The 21,805-nt window shown below is 71.8% G+C and carries 12 protein-coding genes and 1 tRNA gene; 2 read left to right on the top strand and 11 right to left on the bottom strand.

The features are described 5' to 3' along the window. Positions 1–23 precede the first annotated feature (23 nt). The gene (locus CP978_RS18770) at positions 24–1,721 is read left to right on the top strand and encodes a bifunctional 3'-5' exonuclease/DNA polymerase (protein WP_043442537.1); all 1,698 of its coding nucleotides are present in this window, start codon (positions 24–26) and stop codon (positions 1,719–1,721) included. A 46-nt stretch (positions 1,722–1,767) separates the two neighbouring features. Here CP978_RS18770 and CP978_RS18765 read toward each other — a convergent pair whose 3' ends face one another. After that, positions 1,768–2,679 carry a glycosyltransferase family 2 protein gene (locus CP978_RS18765; protein WP_043442535.1) on the bottom strand — a complete coding sequence of 304 codons (912 nt, stop codon included), beginning with the start codon at positions 2,677–2,679 and terminating at the stop codon, positions 1,768–1,770. Between the two features lie 265 nt (positions 2,680–2,944). Here CP978_RS18765 and CP978_RS18760 point away from each other — a divergent pair, with 265 nt between their 5' ends. Next, positions 2,945–3,772, top strand: coding sequence for a TrmH family RNA methyltransferase (locus CP978_RS18760; protein ID WP_052454178.1), 828 nt, complete (start codon positions 2,945–2,947; stop codon positions 3,770–3,772). A 64-nt stretch (positions 3,773–3,836) separates the two neighbouring features. Here CP978_RS18760 and CP978_RS18755 read toward each other — a convergent pair whose 3' ends face one another. From CP978_RS18755 to CP978_RS18710, 10 genes are all read right to left on the bottom strand, one after another. Continuing rightward, the gene (locus tag CP978_RS18755) at positions 3,837–6,086 is read right to left on the bottom strand and encodes a SpoIIE family protein phosphatase (RefSeq protein WP_052454177.1); all 2,250 of its coding nucleotides are present in this window, start codon (positions 6,084–6,086) and stop codon (positions 3,837–3,839) included. 262 nt (positions 6,087–6,348) lie between these two features. After that, a tRNA-Thr gene (locus tag CP978_RS18750) sits at positions 6,349–6,425 on the bottom strand. Positions 6,426–6,530: 105 nt separating this feature from the next. Next, a complete protein-coding gene (locus CP978_RS18745; protein WP_043442533.1) occupies positions 6,531–8,159 on the bottom strand; it encodes an alpha/beta hydrolase in 1,629 nt (542 codons plus the stop codon). A 127-nt stretch (positions 8,160–8,286) separates the two neighbouring features. Further along, positions 8,287–9,492 carry a DNA polymerase III subunit delta' gene (locus CP978_RS18740; protein WP_043442530.1) on the bottom strand — a complete coding sequence of 402 codons (1,206 nt, stop codon included), beginning with the start codon at positions 9,490–9,492 and terminating at the stop codon, positions 8,287–8,289. A gap of 164 nt (positions 9,493–9,656) precedes the next feature. Then, complete coding sequence (tmk, locus tag CP978_RS18735) at positions 9,657–12,845, bottom strand: dTMP kinase (RefSeq protein WP_043442528.1); 3,189 nt, start codon at positions 12,843–12,845, stop codon at positions 9,657–9,659. 134 nt (positions 12,846–12,979) lie between these two features. Next, the gene (topA, locus tag CP978_RS18730; RefSeq protein WP_043442525.1) at positions 12,980–15,811 is read right to left on the bottom strand and encodes a type I DNA topoisomerase; all 2,832 of its coding nucleotides are present in this window, start codon (positions 15,809–15,811) and stop codon (positions 12,980–12,982) included. A 257-nt stretch (positions 15,812–16,068) separates the two neighbouring features. Then, on the bottom strand, positions 16,069–16,266 hold the full coding sequence (locus CP978_RS18725) for a hypothetical protein (protein ID WP_043442523.1): 198 nt from the start codon (positions 16,264–16,266) through the stop codon (positions 16,069–16,071). Between the two features lie 358 nt (positions 16,267–16,624). Continuing rightward, entirely contained in the window at positions 16,625–18,247 is a 1,623-nt protein-coding gene (locus CP978_RS18720; RefSeq protein WP_043442521.1) for a DUF7059 domain-containing protein, read from the bottom strand. Positions 18,248–18,285: 38 nt separating this feature from the next. Beyond that, positions 18,286–18,891 (bottom strand): hypothetical protein, encoded by a 606-nt coding sequence (locus CP978_RS18715; protein WP_043442518.1) that lies wholly within the window; start codon positions 18,889–18,891, stop codon positions 18,286–18,288. 217 nt (positions 18,892–19,108) lie between these two features. After that, positions 19,109–21,511 (bottom strand): sodium-translocating pyrophosphatase, encoded by a 2,403-nt coding sequence (locus CP978_RS18710; RefSeq protein WP_043442515.1) that lies wholly within the window; start codon positions 21,509–21,511, stop codon positions 19,109–19,111. Between the last annotated feature and the right edge of the window lie 294 nt (positions 21,512–21,805).

Genomic DNA, 21,805 nt, shown 5'->3' with positions numbered 1-21,805 from the left:
GACCCCCCTGACACACTCGTGGCATGACCGGGCGCTGGGCTCTCGCTCCGGCCGGGGACGGCGGCGCCGAAGTCGCCGCCCTCGGCCCGGACGGGCTGCTCGCCGGGCCCGTGACCGAGGAGGGGGATCTCGCCGCGGCCGTGCGGGCGCGGCCCGGGGTCACCCGATGGGTGTGGCGGTCCACCGCCGACGTCCAGCCGCGTCTGCTCGCCGCGGGGGTGCGAGTCGACCGGTGCTATGACGTCGAGGCCGCCGAGACCCTCCTCCTCGGCCACGAGGGACGCCTCGGCGAGCCCCGGTCGGCCGCCGCCGCACTGGCCCGGCTGCGCGGCGGCCCCGTACCGCCCGATCCCCCGGTGCGCTCCGCCGAGCCCGGTTCCCAGTCCTCCCTCTTCGAGCCGACCCCCGCCCATGTCCCTCTCGGGGACCTCGTCGAGGTGTATGCGGAGCAGCAGCGCCGGCACGGGGCCACCGCCCATCCGGAGCGCATGCGGCTGCTCACCGCCGCGGAGTCGGCCGGAATGCTGGTGGCCTCCGAGATGAACCGGATCGGGCTCCCGTGGCGCGCCGACGTCCACCGCACGGTCCTGCACGAACTGCTCGGCGAGCGGTACGCGGGCGGCGGGGAGCCCCGGCGGCTGGCCGAGCTGGCGGACGAGGTGTCGGCCGCCTTCGGCCATCGGGTCCGCCCGGATCTGCCCGCCGATGTGGTCAAGGCATTCGCCCGGGCCGGGATCAAGGTGCGCTCCACCCGCCGCTGGGAGATCGAGTCCATCGACCACCCCGCGGTGAAGCCCCTGCTGGAGTACAAGAAGCTGTATCGCATCCGGGTCGCCCACGGCTGGTCCTGGCTCCAGAACTGGGTGCGCGACGGCCGCTTCCGGCCCGAGTATCTGCCGGGCGGCACGGTCACCGGCCGCTGGGTCACCAATGGCGGCGGAGCCCTGCAGATCCCCAAGGTCATCCGGCGCGCCGTGGTCGCCGACCCCGGCTGGCGGCTGGTCGTGGCCGACGCGGCCCAGATGGAACCCCGCGTCCTGGCGGCGATCTCCCGCGACCCGGCGTTCATGGAGGTCGCCGGGCGTGCGGCCGACCTCTATCAGTCGGTGTCGGACCGCGCCTTCTCCGGAGACCGCGACCAGGCCAAGCTCGCCGTGCTCGGCGCGATCTACGGCCAGACCTCCGGCGACGGTCTGAAGAACCTCGCCGCGCTGCGCCGCCGCTTCCCCCGGGCGGTCGCCTACGTCGACGACGCGGCCCGCGCCGGCGAGGAGGGACGGCTGGTGCGGACCTGGCTCGGGCGTACGTCCCCGCCGGCGGCCGGGGCGTCTCAGGACGCGGCGGAGGAGGCGGGCATTCCGCAGGAGGACGGCCCGGCGGGTCCGGACGGGGAGGCACAGCAGTGGACACCCGGCTATGCCTCCTCGGACTCCCGCGCCCGAGGCCGCTTCGCACGCAACTTCGTCGTCCAGGGCAGCGCCGCCGACTGGGCCCTGCTGCTGCTCGCCGCGCTGCGCCGCGCCTGTGCGGGCCTCGCCGCCGAGCTGGTCTTCTTCCAGCACGACGAGGTGATCGTGCACTGCCCGGCCGAGGAGGCGGACACGGTGGTCCGGGCGATCCAGCAGGCCTCGGACCTGGCGATGCGGCTGACCTTCGGCGAGACACCGGTGCGGATCCCCTTCACCACGGCGGTGGTGGAGTGCTATGCGGACGCCAAGTGAGCGCCGGTACACGGCCGATGAGGGCCCGTCGGTTCGGGCGACGGGCTCAGACGACGGGCGGCCGGCCGAGCCGGGTGAGCCGCCACACCGTGCGCCACCGCATGGGCCGCCGCTCGCCGCCCGAGGTCCGCATCCCCTCCAGGAACCCGCCGAACCAGGCCCTGAGCCCGCCGGCCGAACGGGTCCTCAGCAGGGTGACGGCGATCCACACCCCCAGATGGACGGGGATGAGCAGCAGCGGCAGGCGCCGCCGCACCAGCCAGACGCGGTTCCGCGCCGTCACCCGGTGGTAGATGGCATGCCGTGCGGGCGAGGTCTTCGGATGCTGGAGCAGCAGCTCCGGCGCATACAGGACGGTCCAGCCGGCGTCGGCGGCCCGCCAGGCGAGGTCCGTCTCCTCGTGCGCGAAGAAGAACTCCCCGGGCCAGTCTCCGGTCTCCGCGAGCATCGCCATGGACAGCGCGTGCCCACCGCCGAGGAAGCCGGTCACCGGTCCCCCGCGCATCGGGTCGGCGGACCCGACCCTCGGCACATGCCGCCGCTGGGTCTCCCCGTGCTCGTCGGCGATACGGAAGCCGACGATGCCGAGCCGCGGATCGGCGGCATACAGATCCCGTACCCGTCGCAGCACATCGGCGTCCACCAGCAGCCCGTCGTCGTCGAGTTCGACCACCACATCGACGTCCCCGAACTCCCGCAGCCTGGCGAGGGCCACATTGCGCCCGCCCGGGCAGCCGAGGTTCTCGTCCTCCTCGATACAGGTGACCTCGCCGGGCAGCCCGAGACGCTCGGCGAACTCCGGCAGGGGGCAGCCGTTGCCGACGACGACGATGCGGGCCGCGGCGAGGTCCTGCTTGGCGACGGACGCGAGCAGGGCGTCGACCTCGGCGGGCCGATTGCCCATCGTCACGACCGCGACGGCGATGCGGGGCCCCGGCTCCCGCTCTGTCTGCGACACGACACCCTCCCCGGCCCGGCGGCAACTGTGCACGCGATGCTAGCCGTTCACCAGGATGACGCCTGCCGTCCGCCGGTTCCCCCCGCCCCGGGTGATGTCGGACCGCCCCGGTGGACGCGGTGCACCGGGCCATGGGGCCAAGGGCCGACCGGGCCGGGCCTTCGACGGGCTCGGGTACCCTGGCCACGACCACGCGCTGTACGCAGAAACACAAGAAAGGGGGCGGAGGATCGGAGCCGGAAGGGCACCGTGATTCCCACCGCCGATGCCGTCCACCCCGCGGGTTGGTTCGCCCAAGGAAATCTCCAGCCCGAGCAACCCTCATGTGAAGGAACTCGCCGCCCTCCGCCGCCGGCGGAACCGGCAGAGCTCCGGAGTGACCCTCGTGGAGGGTTATGAGGAACTGGACCTCGCCCTGCGGGCCGGTGTCCGCCCCCGCGAGCTGTACTTCTGCCCCGCGCTGACCGACGGGACCGACCCGCGGGACGTCGTGGGCCGTGCCGCCGAACGCGGCGCCGCCCTCTTCAGTCTCAGCCGCCAGGCCTTCGACAAGGCCGCGTACCGCGAGGGCCCGGACGGCTGGCTCGCCGTCGTGCCGGACATCGAGACCGACCTGTCCCGCATCGAGGTCGACGACCGGGCGCTCTTCCTGGTCTGCGAGAGCGTGGAGAAGCCCGGCAACCTGGGCTCGATGCTGCGCACCGCGGACGCCGCCGGAGTGACCGCCGTGATCTCCGCCAACCCGGTGACCGACTGGGGCAACCCCAATGTGATCCGCGCCAGCAAGGGCACGGTGTTCGCCGTCCCGATCGCCTCGGCCGGCTCCGGGGACGTCCTGCGCTGGCTGGCCGAGCACTCGGTGAACGTCGTCGCCACCACCCCCGACACGGACGTCCTGATGGCGGACGTCGACATGAGCGGTCCCACGGCCATCCTGGTCGGCAGCGAGAAGTACGGCCTCTCGGAGCAGTGGCTGGCGGGGAGCCACACCAAGGCGAAGATCCCGATGTTCGGCCAGGTCGACTCGCTCAATGTGGCGGTGTCGGCGGCGCTCTTCACCTACGAGGCCGTGCGCCAGCGCATGCAGCGCTGACACCCCGCCCTGCGGGGCCGGCGACTGCCTCGGTCCGGCCACGGGGGGTGACCCGCGCCCGACGCTACTCCTCCGGACCGGACAGCAGGCCCGTCGTGGGCAGGGTCTGCTCGCACCAGATGGTCTTGCCCTCGCGGGCGTGGCGGGTGCCCCAGCGCTGGGTGAGCTGGGCGACCAGCATCAGACCGCGTCCGCCCTCGTCGAAGATGCGGGCCCGGCGCAGATGCGGCGCGGTGTTGCTGGCGTCGGAGACCTCGCAGATGACCGCCCGGTCGTAGATGAGCCGCAGCCGGATGGGCGGATGGCCGTACCGGATGGCGTTGGTGACCAGCTCGCTCACCACCAGCTCGGTCACGAAGCCGATCTCGTCGAGACCCCACTCCTCCAGTCTGCGGGCGGTCCCGGCGCGGATCCGGGCCACCGCGGCCGGTTCCGCGGCGATGTCCCAGGTGGCGACCCGTGTCTGGTTCAGGCCGTGCAGCCGGACCAGCAGCAGGGCGGCGTCGTCGGCCGGGGGCTCGGACAGCAGCCTCTTGAGCACATAGTCACACAGCGTCTCCAAGGAGTCGCACGGCTCGGTCAGCGCCTGGCGCAGTTCTTCCAGCCCCGACTCCAGATCGCGCTGTCTGGACTCGACCAGTCCGTCCGTGTAGAAGGCGATCAGGCTGCCCTCCGGCACCTCCACCTCCGTCGTCTCGAACGGGACTCCGCCGACGCCGAGCGGCGGCCCGGCGGGCAGCTCGAGAAAACCGGCGCTGCCGTCCGGGCTGACGATGACGGGCGCCGGATGGCCGGCGCAGGCCAGGGAGCAGCGTCCGGCCACCGGGTCGTACACCGCGTACAGACAGGTGGTTCCGACGTCGGCGGCGCCCAGACCCGCGGCTTCGCCGCCACCCGATTCCGCGGAGAGCCGGCTCACCAGGTCGTCCAACCGGGTGAGCAGCTCCTCGGGGGTGAGATCGACATCGGCCAGGGTGCGCACGGCCGTACGCAGCCTGCCCATGGCGGCGGCCGCGTGGATGCCGTGTCCGACCACGTCTCCGACCACCAGCGCGACCCGGGCCCCGGACAGCCCGATCACATCGAACCAGTCGCCGCCCACCCCGGCGCGGGGTGCCGCCGGCAGATACCGTGAGGCGGCCGACAGCGCGGAGTGCTCGGGCAGCCGCTGCGGCAGCAGACTGCTCTGCAGGGTGCGAGCGATCTCGTACTGGTTCTCCAGCGCCGCGGCCTTCTCGATGCTCGCGGAGGCCAGCTGGGCCAGCTGGACGAGGATCGCCTGGTCGTCGGCCGTGAACTCGCTGCCGTCCTCCTTGTCCGAGAGCTGCACCAGCCCCAGGTTGCGGCCGTCGGAGCCGATCAGCGGGACGGCCAGCCAACCGCGCATCGGCGGATGCTCGGCGGCGTAGGGACCGAAGCCCCGCCAGGCCGGATGGGCTTCCAGTTCGGCCTGGGTCAGCCGCATCGGCCGGTTGTCTCTGCAGACCAGGACATAGATCCCTGCTCCGTCCGGGGGGACGGTGAAGGAACGGTAGTCGGCGTACTTGTCCGACAGTGAGACCGCATTGATCGCCTGGGCCCAGCGGAGGTTCGTGGTCATACTGGTGACCGACTGATGCGCGCCCACCAGCGCTCTGGCCTCGTCGGTGACCGTCTGAAGGGCACGTTCCAGCGACGGCGCGGCATTGATCCGCATACCGGCCTGGGCCAGGTCCTGCAACTGACGGGAACGTCTGCGCTCGACCACCGCGGCCGCTGCGGCCTGCTCGTAGAGCCGACCGTGTTCGGCCGCGTCCAGCCGCAGCTGGATCTCACTCATCACCGAGGCACCGAGCTGCTCCAGGGCACGCCGCTGCTCGGTGTTCCACTGCCGTGGCCTGGTGTCGATGACGCACAGGGCGCCGATCGGCAGCTCCTCCAGAAAGAGCGGCACCCCCAGACAGGCGCGCAGGCCGGTGGCGGCGAACGCGGGGTCGGCCCGGTGCGCGGAGTCGTCCTGGATGTCGTCGATGACCAGCGGCCGGCCCGATGTCACCACCTCGGCGCAGAACCCCCGGTCGAGAAGTTCCTGCTCCCCGTGGAGCGGCACCGCTCTGCCGGTGCCTCCCCAGATGAACTGCCGATCCGCCCCGGCCAGGCTGATCAGCGCCGTGCCGGTGTCCAGCAGCCGGGCGGCCAGCCGCACGGATCGGGCGAAGGCGTCCTCGGTCAGCTCGTCGACCGCGCGGACGGCCTCCACCGCGGCCAGCCGTGAGGGATCCCGCAGCACCGCGGCAAGGTGCGGCGGGATGCCCGCCTTACGGAGCTCGGCCATCACCCCTCCGCGCCTACAGGTCTCGGATGCGTCCTCATGGCTTCGTCGGTAGCGGGACATCCCCACCGGGAAGTCCTTTTTTTCTGATTTGCCTGATTTCAAAGTACGCCAGACGGTGGCGGCGGCGAACTCGACCGGCACCTCCGGACCACGGGCCCCCAGCGACGACCGCGCTTCCGGCCGACGATCGCACCCCGCGCCGCCGCCACCTCCGCGAAACGACGAAAGACCAGCCAGGAACGTTCCTGGCTGGTCTTTCCGGTGGAGCCGCTTTCGGGATTCGAACCCGAGACCTACGCATTACGAGTGCGTTGCTCTGGCCATCTGAGCTAAAGCGGCGCGCCGTCCGCACTATGGTGCGATCAGCAACGCCGGTAAGTCTACACAGTTTCGGTAGGTGCTCCGACCATGCCCCCGGGGCCCGCTCCCGGGGGCACGGGGCGTCTACGAGCAGCGTTTTCCGTGCGGCGACGGGGTGCCGTGGAGGAGATAGGCGTCGACCGCGGCGTCGATGCAGCTGCTGCCGCGGCCGTACGCCGTGTGGCCGTCGCCGTCGTAGGTGAGAAGGGTTCCGGAGGAGAGCTGGGCGGCGAGGGAGCGCGCCCAGGGGTAGGGGGTCGCCGGGTCCCGGGTCGTGCCGACCACCACGATCGGTGCCGCGCCCTTCGCCTCGATGCGGTGTGCCCGGCCGGTCGCCCGCACCGGCCAGTACGCACAGCCGAGCGCCGACCAGGCGAGCCCCCTGCCGAACACCGGCGACGCCTTCTCGAACACCGGGAGCGCCTTCTCCACCTCCTGCGGGGAGGAGAAGGCCGGGGGCAGATCCAGACAGTTCACGGCCGCGTTCGCGGACATCAGATTGCCGTACCGGCCGTGCGCGCTGCGTTCGTAGTAGCTGTCCGACAGCGCGAGCAGCCCGGCGCCGTCCCCACGCTTCATCGCCGCGCTCAGCGCGTCCCTCAGCCGGGGCCAGGCCGCCTGGTCGTACATCGCGGCGATCACCCCGATGGTGCCCAGGGCCTCACCGAGCTTGCGGCCGTCCGCGTCACCGGTGGGAATGGGGGCCCCGTCGAGCTTTCTGAAGAACGCCTTGAGGCGCTCGCCCACCTGCGCCGACCCGGTGCCGGCTCCGCCCAGCGGGCAGTCCCGCTGCCGGACGCAGTCCTTGGCGAAGGACTGGAACGCCGTCTCGAAGCCCGCCGTCTGGCCCTCGTTGAGCTTGCGGGCGGACAGGGACGGATCCATCGCGCCGTCCAGCACCAGTCGGCCGACGCGCTCCGGGAACAGCTCCGCGTAGGTCGCGCCGAGGAACGTCCCGTACGACGCTCCCACGAAGTTCAGCTTCTGATCGCCGAGCACCGCCCGCAGGATGTCCATGTCCCGGGCAGCCTCGACCGTGGAGACATGGCGCAGCAGGGCCGCCGAGTGCTGACCGCAGGCCTCCGCGTAGCGCCGGAGGGCGCCGACCAGGCCGTTGATCTCCTTCGGGTCGTCGGGGGTCACATCGGCCTGGGTGTATGCGTCCATCGCGGGGCCGTCGAGGCAGGTGACCGGCTCGCTGTGGGCGACGCCGCGCGGGTCGACGGCGACCATGTCGTAGCGGGCGCGGATCTCCGCCGGGTAGCCGACGCCCGCGTACTGCTCCAGGTAGTCGACCGCCGAACCGCCGGGGCCGCCCGGGTTGACCAGCAGCGATCCGAGCGGCTTGCCGTGCCCGGTGGCCTTCTTGCGGGCGACGGCCAGCCCGACGTCGCCTCCGGCAGGTCTGTCGTAGTCGCGCGGCGCCTTCAGGGTGGCGCACTCGAAGCCGGAGACCGCACATGCGTGCCAGGCCGGCTTCTGTGCGTAGTAGGGAACCAGCGCGGGCGGCGTGGACCGGGGCGGCGAGGGCAGTGCCATCCCCGCCGCCGTCGTCGAGCTCCCGGCGGAGCAGGCGGAGGCGAGCAGTGCGGTGACGGCCAGCAGGGTGCCGGCCGTCCGCAGCGCGGAGGACCGGCGGAGGAGGGGGCGGGAACGGGGCGGGCGTGAACGGCGAGGACGGCGAGGTCGTCCGGGAATGCGCCTGATGTGCATCCCGTGAGCGTAACCCTGTGCAATCGAATGATCACGATAAGTCGGCGCGGCGCCTCTCGTACGAGTGACGAGGTCAAGCCGTCGCGGGCCCATCACCCCAGGGAGAGCGCTCCCTGGGGTGGCTCGGTCATCCGGCCCGCAGTGCCATGGTCATCGCCTCCACCGCCAGCAAGGGGGCCACATTGCGGTCCAGGGCGTCCCGGCAGGCGGCGATGGCCTCGATGCGGCGGAGGGTGGACTCGGGGGTGCTACCGCGCGCCAGGCGCTCCAGGGCGTCCTCCGCGTCCATGTTGGCGAGGGCGACACGGGAGCCGAACTGGAGCGCGAGAACATCGCGGTAGAAGCCCGTGAGGTCGGTGAGGGCCTGGTCCAGGCTGTCCCGCTGGGTGCGTGTTCTCCGACGCTTCTGTCGGTCCTCCAGCTCCTTCATCACCCCCGCGGTACCGCGGGGCATCCGCCCGCCCTGGGCCGCGCCGAGCGCCGCCCGCAGCTCCTCGGTCTCCTTGGTGTCGACCTCCTCCGCGAGCTGCTTGGAGTCCTCGGTGGCCGCGTCGACCAGTTCCTGGGCGGCCCTGAGACAGCCGCCGATGTCCTCGATCCGGAGCGGGAGCTTCAGTACGGCGGCGCGGCGGGCGCGAGCGCGTTCGTCCGTGGCCAGCCGGCGGGCGCGGTCGACATGGCCCTGCGTGGCGCGGGCGACGGCGGCCGCGATCTCCGGCTCGATGCCGTCGCGCCGTATCAGCAGGTCCGCGACCGCCTCCACGGAGGGCGTGCTCAGATTCAGATGGCGGCAACGGGAACGGATCGTGGGCAGCACGTCCTCCAGGGACGGGGCGCACAGCAACCAGACCGTACGGGGAGCGGGCTCCTCCACCGCCTTCAGGACCGCGTTGGCCGACTTCTCGTTCAGCCGCTCGGCGTCCTCCACGAGGATCACCTGCCAGCGGCCGTTCGCCGGGGAGGTGAACGACTTGCGGACCGTGTCACGCATGTCGTCGGCGAGGATCTGGGTGCCCACGGCGGCGACCGTCGTCACATCCGCGTGCGTGCCCACCAGGGCGGTGTGGCAGCCGTCGCAGAAACCGCAGCCGGGGGCGGAGCCCAGCGCACGGTCGGGACTGACGCACTGGAGGGCCGCGGCGAACGCCCGCGCGGTCTGGGGACGCCCCGCGCCGGGCGGGCCCGTGAACAGCCAGGCATGGGTCATCTTCGACGCCTCGGGCGGCGGCGCGTCGGAGGCGGCCGCGGTGACCAGGGCGTCCGCGTCACGGGCCGCCGCGGCGAGCTGCTCGCTCACTCTCGTCTGGCCCACCAGGTCGTCCCACACGGTCACGGGACACCGCCGCCCTTCCCTCGTTCTTCTCCCTGCCGCGATCCATTGTGCGGGTCACCGCCGACAACGGCGGGGCGCACCGGCGCCGGGCGGACCGAGAGCGTCCGCCGGCGACGGTGCGCCCCCGCCGGCATCCGTGCCGGCCACCCGAGGCTCCGCGCGGCTCAGCCGCGCCGTCCGCCGTCCCGGCCGTCCTTCCGGTTCCCGTCCTCGCGGGAGCCGAACAGCTCGTCCGCCAGGGTCGGCAGGTCGTCCAGCGGGGTCTCCTCCGCCCATTCCGGCCGGCGCCGACGCTGCGGACGGCCCTCGGCGTCCAGCTGCGGCAGCTCACGCGTGCGGTCCTCGGCCTCCTCGGGAGCCACCGGGCGCTCGTCACGGAAGAGGCCCGCCGGTATCCGGCCCGCCGGACCGGCCCCACCGTCCCGTACGGGCGGCAGCACGGCCGTCTCGTCCGCGGCTCCCGGCACCACCCGCGGCAGGACCGCCGTCTCGTCGACGGCTCCCGGCACCACGGGCGGCTTCGGCAGCTTCGCCGTGGTCTCCGCGTCGTTCTCCCGCACCGGCGGCTGGAAGGCGGTGTCGTCCGCCGGCCCCGTCGGCGCGTTCGTCACCAGCGGGGTGGCGACGGTGATCTCGTTGTCCGGCGTGGTGTCGGGCGTGGTGTCCGGCGCCGGGGCGCCCCCGGTCCCACCGGAACCGGAGGCGGCGGGGCCGATGCCCGCCGTGCTCGACGCGGCCACCTCGGCCGAAGCGCTCGCCTCGGTCGCGGCGCGGCGGGCCTCCTCCGCCCGCAGCAGCGCCTCCTCGGCCTTGCGCTGCTTCTCCAGACGGCGCTCCTCGGCCTCGGCCCGCAGCCGGGCCTCCTCCTCGGCCTGCCTGCGCCGCTCCTCCTCCTCGGCCTTACGGCGCGCCTCCTCGGCCGCCCGTGCCCGCTCCTCCGCAAGCAGGCGTGCCTGCTCCGCCTCGGCGCGCCTGCGGGCTTCCTCGGCCCGCTGCCGGGCCTCCTCCGCCTGCCGCTCGGCCTCACGGCGCTGGGCCTCCTCCAGCTCGCGCCGCTCGCGCTCCTCCTCCTCGGCGCGCAGCCGGGCGAGCTGCTCCAGGCGCTCGCGCTCCAGCCGCTCCTCCTCTGCCTTGCGCGCCGCTTCCTCCTCGGCCTTGCGCCGGGCCTCCTCCTCGGCCTTGCGGCGCGCCTCCTCCTGGGCCTTCACCTCGGCCTCGGAGAGCGGCAGCAGCTGGTCGAGCCGGTGCCGGATCACGGTCGTGACCGCCTCGGGCTCCTGTCCGGCGTCCACCACGAGATAGCGCCCGGGATCGGCGGCGGCCAGCGTGAGGAAACCCGACCGTACGCGGGCGTGGAACTCGGCCGGCTCCGACTCCAGCCGGTCCGGCGCCTCGGTGAACCGCTCGCGTGCCGCCTCCGGCGCCACGTCCAGCAGGACCGTCAGATGCGGCACCAGGCCGTCGGTCGCCCACCGGTTGATGCGGGCGATCTCGGTCGGGGACAGATCACGGCCGGCCCCCTGGTAGGCGACGGAGGAGTCGATGTACCGGTCCGAGATCACGACGGCGCCCCGCTCCAGGGCCGGTCGGACGACCGTGTCCACGTGCTCCGCGCGGTCCGCCGCGTACAGCAGGGCCTCCGCCCGGTGCGACAGACCGGCGCTGGAGACGTCCAGCAGGATCGACCGCAGCCGCTTGCCGACCGGCGTGGCGCCCGGCTCGCGGGTCAGCACGACCTCATGTCCCTTGGCGCGGATCCACTCGGCGATCGCCTCGGCCTGAGTGGACTTGCCCGCACCGTCGCCGCCCTCGAGGGCGATGAAGAATCCGCTCTCCGCGTGCGCCTCCACCGGGTCGTCGCCGCCGCGCAGCGCATCGCGCAGATCGTGCCGCAGCGGGACTCCGGAGCGGTCGTCGGCCTTGGCGAGGACCAGCGCGGCCACCGGCAGCAGCAGCGCGCCGACCAGCATCAGGGTGAAGGCGGCGCCGCCGTGGTCGAACACGAACCTGCCGTTCTGCAGCCGGTGCGGTCCGATGACCCCGGCCACCATCGGCGCCACCAGCACGCCGAGGGCCACGAGGACCCGGACGACCGCGTGCAGGTGTTCGGTGGTCCGCGCCCGGCGGTGGTTGCCCGCCTCCTGGTCGAGCAGGGTGTGCCCGGTGTTGGCCGCGACTCCCGCGCCGATGCCCGCGAGCGCCACGACCAGCAGCACGGTGGTGACGTCCGGGACCAGCCCGGCCGCAAGCAGCGCGACCCCGGTGAAGGCGATCGCCAGCGCGAGCAGCCGGCGCCGCGACAGCGAGGGCAGCACCCGGGGCGCCGTACGGATGCCGACGACGGTGCCGCCGGTCAGCGCGAGGACCAGCAGGCCGTAGAGCACCGGGCCGCCACCCAGGTCACTGCCCTGCAGCACGAAGACGGCGACGGCCGCCGAGACCGCCCCGGCGACGGATCCGCAGGCGAGCACAAGCAGTGGGATCGCGCCGGTGCGGCCCCTGTCCCCGCCCTTGCCGGACGCGGGGCGGCGCAGCCCCTCCAGCGGCGAGCGTGCCCGCGGTGTGCGGGTGCCGGGCAGTTCGAGGGAGAAGACCACCGACAGCGAGGCGGCGAACAGTCCGGCCGCGACATACGAGGCCAGGGCCACCTGGTGCTGGGCGAACCAGGCGATGCCCGCCCCCAGCAGGTTGTTCAGCAGCGATGCTGCGATCAGCCCGGCGGCGGCCAGCGGCACCGCCACGAACCCGGTGCGCAGCGACAGCCGCCGCAGTGCGTCCAGATGGTCCGGCAGCGGGCGCACCGTCGCGCCCTCCAGGGGCGGCGCGGGCAGCAGCGCGGGGGCCGCGCTGTCGTGGCACACGGTCCAGAAGCGCTCGGCGGCGCCCGTCACCAGGGCGGTGACCAGCAGAACCACCAGTGCGCTGCCCGGCGTCCAGTCGATCCACAGGGGGGCGACGATCAGCAGGGCGGCCCGCAGTCCGTCCGCTCCGATCATGGTCCAGCGGCGGTTGAGCGGTCCCTCCGGGGACGTCAGAGCGCTGAGCGGGCCCAGCAGTACGGCGCCGAAGAGCACGGTGGCGAGCATCCGCGCACCGAAGACCGTCGCGATCGCGAAGGCCACCCCCCGGTACCCGCCACCGAAGGAGCCCTCGGCGACGACCGCCTGGAGGGCGAGAGCCACCAGGACGAGCAGGGCGAGAATGTCGCCGGTGCTGCTCACGAGCTGGGCGCTCCACAGCCGCCTCAGCTGCGGTCGCCGCAGCAGGGCGCGGACGGCGCGTTCGCGGGAATCCGCGACCAGGGCTTCGTCGGGGGCGGAGTTGTGGGCCGTTGGCTGCTCGGCTCGCGTCATGCTTTCAGCCTATCGGCAGCCACCGACAGACCGCGTCGACCGACCGAACGCGCGCACGCCCCGACACCAAACCGATGCCGAGGCGCCGACGGCGCACGCCGGACGCGCCGCGAGAAGAACCCCGGCGCCAGGGCTCAGCCCTGGGCCGTGTCCTTCGCCGTGGCCGTCTTCGCGGCGGCGGTCTTCTTCGCCGTCGTCTTCTTCGCCGCCGTCTTGGTGGTGGTCTTCTTGGCGGCCGTCTTCTTCGCCGTCGACGCCGTCTTCTTCGCCGGCGCCTTCTTGGCCGCGGCCTTCTTCGCCGTCTTCTTGGCGGGACCCTTGGCGCGCTTCTCCGCGAGCAGCTCGAAGCCGCGCTCCGCGGTGATCGCCTCGACGCTGTCCCCGGAGCGCAGGGTCGCGTTGGTCTCGCCGTCGGTGACATACGGCCCGAAGCGGCCGTCCTTGACGACGACGGGCTTTCCGCTGACCGGGTCCGCACCCAGTTCCTTCAGCGGCGGCTTGGCCGCCGCCCGGCCACGCTGTTTGGGCTGGGCGTAGATCGCCTGCGCCTCCTCCAGCGTGATCGTGAAGAGCTGGTCCTCGGACTGCAGCGAACGCGAGTCCGTACCCTTCTTCAGATACGGCCCGTAGCGACCGTTCTGCGCGGTGATCTCGGCGCCGTCGGCATCCGTGCCCACGGTGCGCGGCAGGGACATCAGCCTCAGCGCGTCCTGAAGGGTCACCGTGTCCAGGGTCATCGACTTGAACAGCGAGGCCGTGCGCGGCTTGACGGCGTTCTTGCCCGTCTTCGGGGTGCCCTCGGGGAGGATCTCCGTGACATACGGTCCGTAGCGGCCGCGCTTGGCGACGATCGGCCGGCCCGTGTCCGGGTCGGTGCCCAGCGGGCGCTCGCCGTTCGGCTCGGCCAGCAGTTCCTCGGCCAGTTCCACGGACAGCTCGTCCGGCGCCAGGTCGGCCGGGACGTCGGCGCGCTGGTGCTCCTCGGAGTCCTTCTCGCCGCGCTCGATGTACGGGCCGAAACGGCCGACCCGCAGCATGATGGCGTTGCCCACCGGGAACGAGGACACCTCGCGCGCGTCGATCGCGCCCAGGTCGGTCACCAGTTCCTTGAGACCGCCGAGGTGGTCGCCGTCGCCGTTCCCGGCGTCCGCCGCCACACCCTCGACGGGGCCCTCACCGAAGTAGAAACGCTTCAGCCACGGCACGGCCTGGGCCTCACCACGCGCGATGCGGTCGAGGTCGTCCTCCATCCTGGCGGTGAAGTCGTAGTCGACGAGCCGGCCGAAGTGCTTCTCCAGAAGATTCACCACGGCGAAGGACAGGAAGGACGGCACCAGGGCCGTGCCCTTCTTGAACACATAGCCGCGGTCGAGGATGGTGCCGATGATCGACGCATAGGTCGACGGGCGGCCGATCTCCCGCTCCTCCAGCTCCTTGACCAGCGAGGCCTCGGTGTAGCGGGCCGGGGGCTTGGTCGCATGGCCGTCGGCGGTGATCTCCTCGGCGGTCAGCGCGTCGCCCTCCGCGACCTGCGGCAGCCGGCGCTCGCGGTCGTCGAGCTCGGCGTTCGGGTCGTCGGCACCCTCCACATAGGCCTTGAGGAAGCCGTGGAAGGTGATCGTCTTGCCGGACGCGCTGAACTCGACGTTCCGGCCGTCGGCGGCGGTACCACCGATCCTGATCGTGACCGAGTCACCCGTCGCGTCCTTCATCTGGGAGGCGACGGTCCGCTTCCAGATCAGCTCATAGAGCTTGAACTGGTCGCCGGTCAGTCCCGTCTCGGCCGGGGTGCGGAAACGATCACCCGAAGGACGGATCGCCTCGTGCGCCTCCTGCGCGTTCTTGACCTTGGTCGCGTAGGTGCGCGGCTGCTGGGGCAGATAGTTGGCGCCGTACAGCTGCGTGACCTGGGCGCGGGCCGCGGCGACCGCCGTGTCCGACAGGGTCGTGGAGTCCGTACGCATGTAGGTGATGAAGCCGTTCTCGTACAGCTTCTGCGCGATCTGCATGGTGGCCTTGGCGCCGAAGCCGAGCTTGCGGCTGGCCTCCTGCTGGAGCGTCGTCGTGCGGAACGGCGCGTAGGGAGAGCGGCGGTACGGCTTGGACTCGACGGAGCGGACCGCGAAGCGGGTGTTCTCCAGAGCGGCGGCCAGCGCGCGGGCGTTCTCCTCGTCGAGGTGGAGCGTGCTCGCGGTCTTCAGCCGGCCCAGCGAGTCGAAGTCACGGCCCTGCGCGACACGCCTGCCGTCGACCGTGGCGAGCCTGGCCACCAGGGACGACGGGTCGGAGGCGTCGTCGGCGCGGCCGGTGCCGAAGGTGCCGGTCAGGTCCCAGTACTCGGCGGAGCGGAACGCGATGCGCTCCCGTTCCCGCTCCACGACCAGGCGGGTCGCGACGGACTGGACCCGGCCCGCCGACAGACGCGGCATGACCTTCTTCCACAGCACCGGCGAGACCTCGTAGCCATAGAGGCGGTCGAGGATGCGACGGGTCTCCTGGGCGTCGACGAGCTTCTGGTTCAGCTCGCGCGGATTGCGCACCGCCTGCTGGATCGCGTCCTTGGTGATCTCGTGGAAGACCATCCGCTTGACCGGGACCTTGGGCTTGAGCACCTCCTGGAGATGCCAGGCGATGGCCTCGCCCTCGCGGTCCTCATCGGTGGCGAGGAAGAGCTCGTCGGAGTCGCGCAGCAGGTCCTTCAACTTCTTGACCTGCGCCTTTTTATCGGCGTTGACGACATAGATCGGCTGGAAGTCGTGTTCGACGTCCACACCGAGGCGACGTACCTCGCCGGTGTACTTCTCGGGCACCTCCGCGGCGCCGTTCGGAAGGTCGCGGATGTGCCCGACGCTCGCCTCGACGGTGTAGCCGGGGCCGAGGTAGCCCTTGATCGTCTTCGCCTTGGCAGGTGACTCGACGATGACGAGTCGGCGGCCGCCCTGTGCGGTCTCGCTGGTCGGGGACAACTTCGCTCTTCTCTCCGGTTGACTTTGGGGCCTCCCCAGGCCTTGGTCTGGGGATCGGGTCATGGTGACGCTGCGGAGTGTGACGGTACATCCCGCCCCCGTGTCAAACGGGAAAAGCCCGCAACGGCCACTCGAACGGTAACCCGACTACCGGCATTCCTGCCGCCCGGAGTCATAAGCAGCACGTCCGGGCCTATCCGGAGGGTGATCTCTCAGTTACCGAAGTCGCCGGCGCCCGGCGCCCGGGAACCCTGATGTCACAGGCGCATCAGGCACCAGACACCGGCGGCGAGCGCGGCCATGGCGGTGAGGCTCGCGACGGCAGCGGATGCGACGCGGTTCACACCTTCGGCGACGGGTTCACGGCGCCGCACCCGGGCCGCGGTCCAGAGCAGCAGTGCGCCGCCGAACAGGGCGAACACCGTCCCCGCGAAGATCGCCGGTGCGCTCTCCATGTCCTGTTTCCTCCCGCCGCAGGTCCGCCCTGGCGACGGGAGGCTGACACGTCCGGACGGCGAGCGGGCGAACCGGGGGTGAACGGGCGCCGGACGGCGCTCCGCGCCGCGGTCACAGGCGCCCGGCACGGGGTTCACGCCCCGGGCGCCACCGACGACGACGGGCCCGTTCGAGCGGGCGGAGCGGCGGGCCGGGACGCCCCCTCCGGAACGGGCCGGGTGGCGGCGCGCTCCGGAACGGGCCGGGTGGCGGCGCGGCGGCGACTCCCCGGCCCGGTGGCGGCGCGGGACGGTGCGGCGACTGACACCCGGCCGCACACCGGCCCGCCCGGCACGCCGTGCGGCCGGAACACGCCCGTCACCGCCCGGGCTCCAAGAACCCCTGTTCGACCAGCAGTCGGATCTGTGCGGGCGTACGGTCGCGCAGCGACACGGGGTCCTCGCCGACCAGTTGGGCGATGGCGTCCAGGATCCGTCCCGCGCTCAAGGAACCGTCGCAGACACCGGCGAAGCCCGCGCCGACCGTGTCCACCTTGGTGGCCCGGCGCATCCCGCGGTTCTGGCGCAGCACGACATGCTCCGGGTCCTCGGCGCCGGGCAGCCCGACCTGCTCCTGGACGACCTCGGCGGCCAGCCTGAAGTGGCCCGCGAGCAGGGCCGCGTCGTCGTGCGCCCGGAGGTAGTCGATGCGGTCGAAGTGCGCGCGCACCGTGTCACCGAGCGGTTGTTCGACCGGATGCGGCCACTCCTCGACCGTGATCGAGGGCTCGGCGGCGTCCGTCCGGCGCAGCGCGATCCAGCCGAAGCCGACCGCGCGCACCTTGCGCGCCTCGAAATCGTCGAGCCATGCGTCGTACCGCGCCTGGTAGTCGGCGGTGTCGCCACGGTGGTCGCCGGCGTCCCGCAGCCACAACTCGGCGTACTGCGTGATGTCCTGGGCCTCACGCTGCACGATCCAGGCGTCACAGCCGCGCGGCACCCAGGAGCGCAGCCGGTCCTGCCACTCCTCCCCCTCCACGTGCTGCCAGTTGGCGAGGAACTGCGCGAACCCGCCCCCGTTCAACCGCTCCCCCGCCTGCTGAACGAGCGTGCGGCACAGATCGTCCCCGCCCATGCCGCCGTCGCGGTAGATGAGGCGGGTGAACGGGGCGGCTCCGGGAGGCGAGCCGGGCGAGGAGGACGGTGCGAGACGGCTGGGGGAGATCACGAAGGGCGGGTTCGAGACGATCAGGTCGAAGGTCTCGTCGTCCCGGACCGGCTCGAAGAGCGAGCCCTCGCGCAGATCCGCGGCCGGGGCGCCGGACAGAGCCAGGGTGAGCGCGGTGATGTCCAGGGCGCGCGGATTGACGTCGGTCGCGGTCACCCGCGTGGCGTGGCGGACGGCGTGCAGCGCCTGGATACCGGAACCGGTGCCGAGGTCGAGGGCGGAGCCGACCGGGGTGCGTACGGTGATTCCGGCGAGGGTGGTGGAGGCGCCGCCGACCCCCAGGACGACTCCTTCGTCCCGGTTGCCGATGCCGCCCGCCCGTCGGCCGTCGCCACCCCTCCAACGAGCGCTGGCGCGCACACCTCCTGATCCACCGACCGCGCATCCCAGGTCGGAGACGATGAACCAGTCCTCGCCGCCCGGCCCGCCGTACGGCCGGACGTCCACGGTCGCGGCGATCTCGTCCCCGCCGGTGCGGACCAGCCAGCCGGCCTCCACACATGCGTCGACGGGCAGGACGCCCGCCACGCGCGGCTGCGGCACGGGCTGTTGCAGCAGGAACAGCCGTACGAGCGTCTCCAGCGGGGTGTCCCCGCGTGTCGCCCGGAGCGCGGGCACGGTCTCGCTCCGGGCGAGCGCCGCGTACGCGGGCGCGCCGAGCAGGTCGAGCAGTCCGTCGGCGGTGAAGGAGGCCGCGAGCAGCGCCTCCCGCAGCCGTGCGACGACATCGGTTCGGTCGGTGGAGGGCAGGGTGGCGGGACTGGAGTTACTCACGCCCCCATTGTGGCGCGGGCGGGCCCCCGACGCGCCGCTCAGCCGGCCGACGCCGGAGCGGAGGCGGCGGACGCAGAGGGGGACTTGCAGCTCTCCTGCTGTGTCATCGCCCTGCCGACGGCACCCGCCTCCAGTTCCTTCAGCGCGTCGTTGCCGGTCTTGCTCAGCTTGTCGAGCTGGGTCGCGACGCCCTTGAGCCCTTCGGCGAACTTCGCCTGGTTCTTGGTGTCGAGCTCGTCCACCTGCTTCTTCAGTTCGGCGTACGACGCGGAGAGTGCGTTGAGCTCCTTGACCGCGTTCTTCTGCTTCGCCGCACCGTTCTCGACCTCCGGCGCGCCCGCGGTGTTCACGGCGGCCCCGATCGCCTTGTAGGCGTCGGACATGTCCTGGAAGGCCTGGGCGTCGGTCTCCTGGACCTGCTCCGTCGTGCTGTTGTCGGAGGTCTGCTTCTGGATGGCGGCGCTGGCGGCGGCGATCTTCTTGGCCTGTGGCCGCACCGCGTCGCAGACCTCCTTGGCCCAGGAGCCCAGCTTGTCCTCGCTTGCGCTGCTGCCGCTGGTGCACCCCGACAGCGCCAGTACCAGTACCGCACCGCCGGACAGTGCGGCCGCGAGCTTCTTGTTCACCGGATCGGTCCCTTCCATGGCTCCCTCGGCCCCGGAACATACACGTCGAGCGCACGCCGACCGCATGCTGAATGTCACTCATGTCAGCTTTTGCGGCTGTATGCACCAAGGGAGAGAAGGCTCACGACGAGGGCCCTGAACACGGGCAGGGCGGGCGCACGGCGTCCCGAAGGACTCCGTGCGCCCGCCCGACGGCCCGTACTCGTACGGGTTGAAGCGCGGTGGTGCGGAGCGGCTAGGAAACCACCGCCGGATCGGCCGGCTTGGACGTCCTCTCGGCGTTGCCCTCGTCACCGACGGCGATCCCGCGCCGCTTGGAGACATACACGGCGAGCACGATCACCACGGTCGCCAGCGCGGCGATCAGGATCCGCACCAGGAGACTCTTGTCACTGCCGTACGAGAACCGGACGATCGCGGGCGCGATGAGCAGCGACACCAGGTTCATCACCTTCAGCAGTGGGTTGATCGCCGGTCCCGCGGTGTCCTTGAAGGGGTCACCGACCGTGTCGCCGATCACCGTCGCGGCGTGCGCCTCACTTCCCTTGCCGCCGTGGTGGCCGTCCTCGACGAGCTTCTTGGCGTTGTCCCAGGCGCCGCCGGAGTTGGCGAGGAAGACCGCCATCAGGGTGCCTGTGCCGATGGCGCCGGCCAGATACGCGCCGAGCGCGCCGACGCCGAGCGTGAAGCCGATGGCGATGGGGGCCATCACGGCGAGCAGACCCGGGGTGGTCAGTTCCCTGAGGGCGTCCTTGGTGCAGATGTCGACGACCCTGCCGTACTCCGGCTTCTCCGAGTAGTCCATGATCCCGGGCCGCTCCCGGAACTGCCGCCGCACCTCGAAGACCACCGCGCCCGCCGCCCGCGACACCGCGTTGATCGCCAGCCCCGAGAAGAGGAAGACGACCGCGGCGCCCGCGATCAGGCCGACCAGGTTGTTGGGCTGCGAGATGTCCATGACCAGGCTCAACGGCCCGCCGTCGCCGACCTTCTGTCCCACGTCCCGCGCGGCGGTGGTGATCGCGTCACGGTAGGAGCCGAAGAGCGCCGAGGCCGCGAGAACCGCGGTGGCGATGGCGATGCCCTTGGTGATCGCCTTGGTGGTGTTGCCCACGGCGTCCAGGTCGGTGAGCACCTGCGCGCCCGCGCCGGTGACATCGCCGGACATCTCGGCGATGCCCTGCGCGTTGTCCGAGACCGGGCCGAAGGTGTCCATGGCGACGATCACGCCGACCGTGGTGAGCAGGCCCGTTCCGGCCAGGGCCACCGCGAACAGCGCCAGCATGATCGAGGTGCCGCCGAGCAGGAACGCCCCGTACACGCCGAGCCCGATCAGCAGCGCGGTGTAGACGGCCGATTCCAGACCGACGGAGATGCCGGCGAGCACCACGGTGGCGGGGCCGGTCAGCGAGGTCTTGCCGATGTCCCGTACCGGACGGCGGGTGGTCTCGGTGAAATAGCCGGTCAGCTGCTGGATCAGCGCGGCGAGCACGATGCCGATGGCCACCGCGACGAGCGCGAGGATCCGCGGATCACCGCTCTTGGCCGCGATCGCCGCGTCGGAGACGCCCTGGAGATCGGCGTAGGACGACGGCAGATAGACGAAGACGGCGACGGCGACCAGCGCCAGCGAGATCACCGCGGAGACGAAGAAGCCCCGGTTGATCGCGGACATGCCGCTGCGGTCGGCGCGGCGCGGCGCCACCGCGAAGATGCCGATCATCGCGGTCAGGACCCCGATCGCGGGCACGATCAGCGGGAACGCCAGTCCGGAGTTGCCGAACGCCGCCTTGCCGAGGATCAGCGCGGCGACCAGCGTCACGGCGTAGGACTCGAAGAGGTCGGCCGCCATGCCCGCGCAGTCGCCGACGTTGTCGCCCACATTGTCGGCGATGGTCGCGGCATTGCGCGGATCGTCCTCCGGAATGCCCTGCTCGACCTTGCCGACCAGGTCGGCGCCGACGTCGGCGGCCTTGGTGAAGATGCCGCCGCCGACACGCATGAACATGGCGATCAGCGCAGCCCCGAGGCCGAAGCCCTCCAGGACCTTCGGCGCGTTCGCCGCGTACACCAGCACCACGCAGGAGGCGCCCAGCAGACCGAGCCCCACCGTGAACATGCCGACGACACCGCCCGTGCGGAACGCGATCTTCATGGCCTGGTGCGAGACGGCGGTGAGATCCTTTTCCGCTTCGCCCTCCGCCGGGGTGGCCTCGCGCGCCGCCGCGGCGACCCGCACATTGCTCCGCACGGCGAGCCACATGCCGATATAGCCGGTTGCCGCCGAGAAGGCCGCCCCGATCAGGAAGAACACCGACCTTCCGGCGCGCTGATTCAAGTCGTCCGCGGGCAGCAGCATGAGCAGGAAGAAAACGATCACGGCGAATACGCCGAGGGTCCGCAACTGCCGGGCCAGATAGGCGTTGGCTCCTTCCTGGACCGCTGCCGCGATCTTCTTCATGCTGTCGGTGCCCTCGCCGGCCGCGAGCACCTGGCGCACCAGAACCCCGGCCACCACCAGGGCCGCCAGGGCGACGAGTCCGATGACCACCACGATCAGGCGGTTGTTGTCGGTCAGTACGGCGGCCGCGAGGGAAGTGGGCAGATCAAACTGTTGAGGGGTAGGAAGCCCCGCCATTCGTCCTCCTTGACGCTTGGGCTGAGCTCAAGATGTGGACGGATTGTAGGTACCGGAACCCGATCAAAACAGTGCGCGGTAAAAGGAATTATCCGTACCGGCCCTTCAGCCAATGATCGCGCGCATGTCACCCAACCCGAAAGCGGTAATGCCCCAAAACCATTGACTGGATTGCCACGTGATCAAATCATCACGCTATTGATCGCGAAACAATTCACGCACCGTCGGGGCGACCGCACAAAAAGAAGGGCCCCGCACACAGGCAGGGCCCTTCACCACACACACGAGACACGC

It is taken from the genome of Streptomyces nodosus (genome assembly GCF_008704995.1).
GTDB classification, from domain to species: Bacteria; Actinomycetota; Actinomycetes; order Streptomycetales; family Streptomycetaceae; genus Streptomyces; species Streptomyces nodosus.
This window is presented reverse-complemented; position numbering and strand designations above follow the sequence as displayed.

What these genes read in the sequence shown, in the direction of transcription:
- CP978_RS18760 (WP_052454178.1), top strand. Translation starts at nt 2,945, where the DNA reads ATGCCGTCCACCCCGCGGGTTGGTTCGCCCAAGGAAATCTCCAGCCCG.
- CP978_RS18725 (WP_043442523.1), bottom strand. Translation starts at nt 16,266, where the DNA reads ATGGAGAGCGCACCGGCGATCTTCGCGGGGACGGTGTTCGCCCTGTTC.
- CP978_RS18755 (WP_052454177.1), bottom strand. Translation starts at nt 6,086, where the DNA reads ATGGCCGAGCTCCGTAAGGCGGGCATCCCGCCGCACCTTGCCGCGGTG.
- CP978_RS18745 (WP_043442533.1), bottom strand. Translation starts at nt 8,159, where the DNA reads ATGCACATCAGGCGCATTCCCGGACGACCTCGCCGTCCTCGCCGTTCA.
- CP978_RS18770 (WP_043442537.1), top strand. Translation starts at nt 24, where the DNA reads ATGACCGGGCGCTGGGCTCTCGCTCCGGCCGGGGACGGCGGCGCCGAA.
- CP978_RS18710 (WP_043442515.1), bottom strand. Translation starts at nt 21,511, where the DNA reads ATGGCGGGGCTTCCTACCCCTCAACAGTTTGATCTGCCCACTTCCCTC.
- CP978_RS18715 (WP_043442518.1), bottom strand. Translation starts at nt 18,891, where the DNA reads ATGGAAGGGACCGATCCGGTGAACAAGAAGCTCGCGGCCGCACTGTCC.
- tmk (WP_043442528.1), bottom strand. Translation starts at nt 12,845, where the DNA reads ATGACGCGAGCCGAGCAGCCAACGGCCCACAACTCCGCCCCCGACGAA.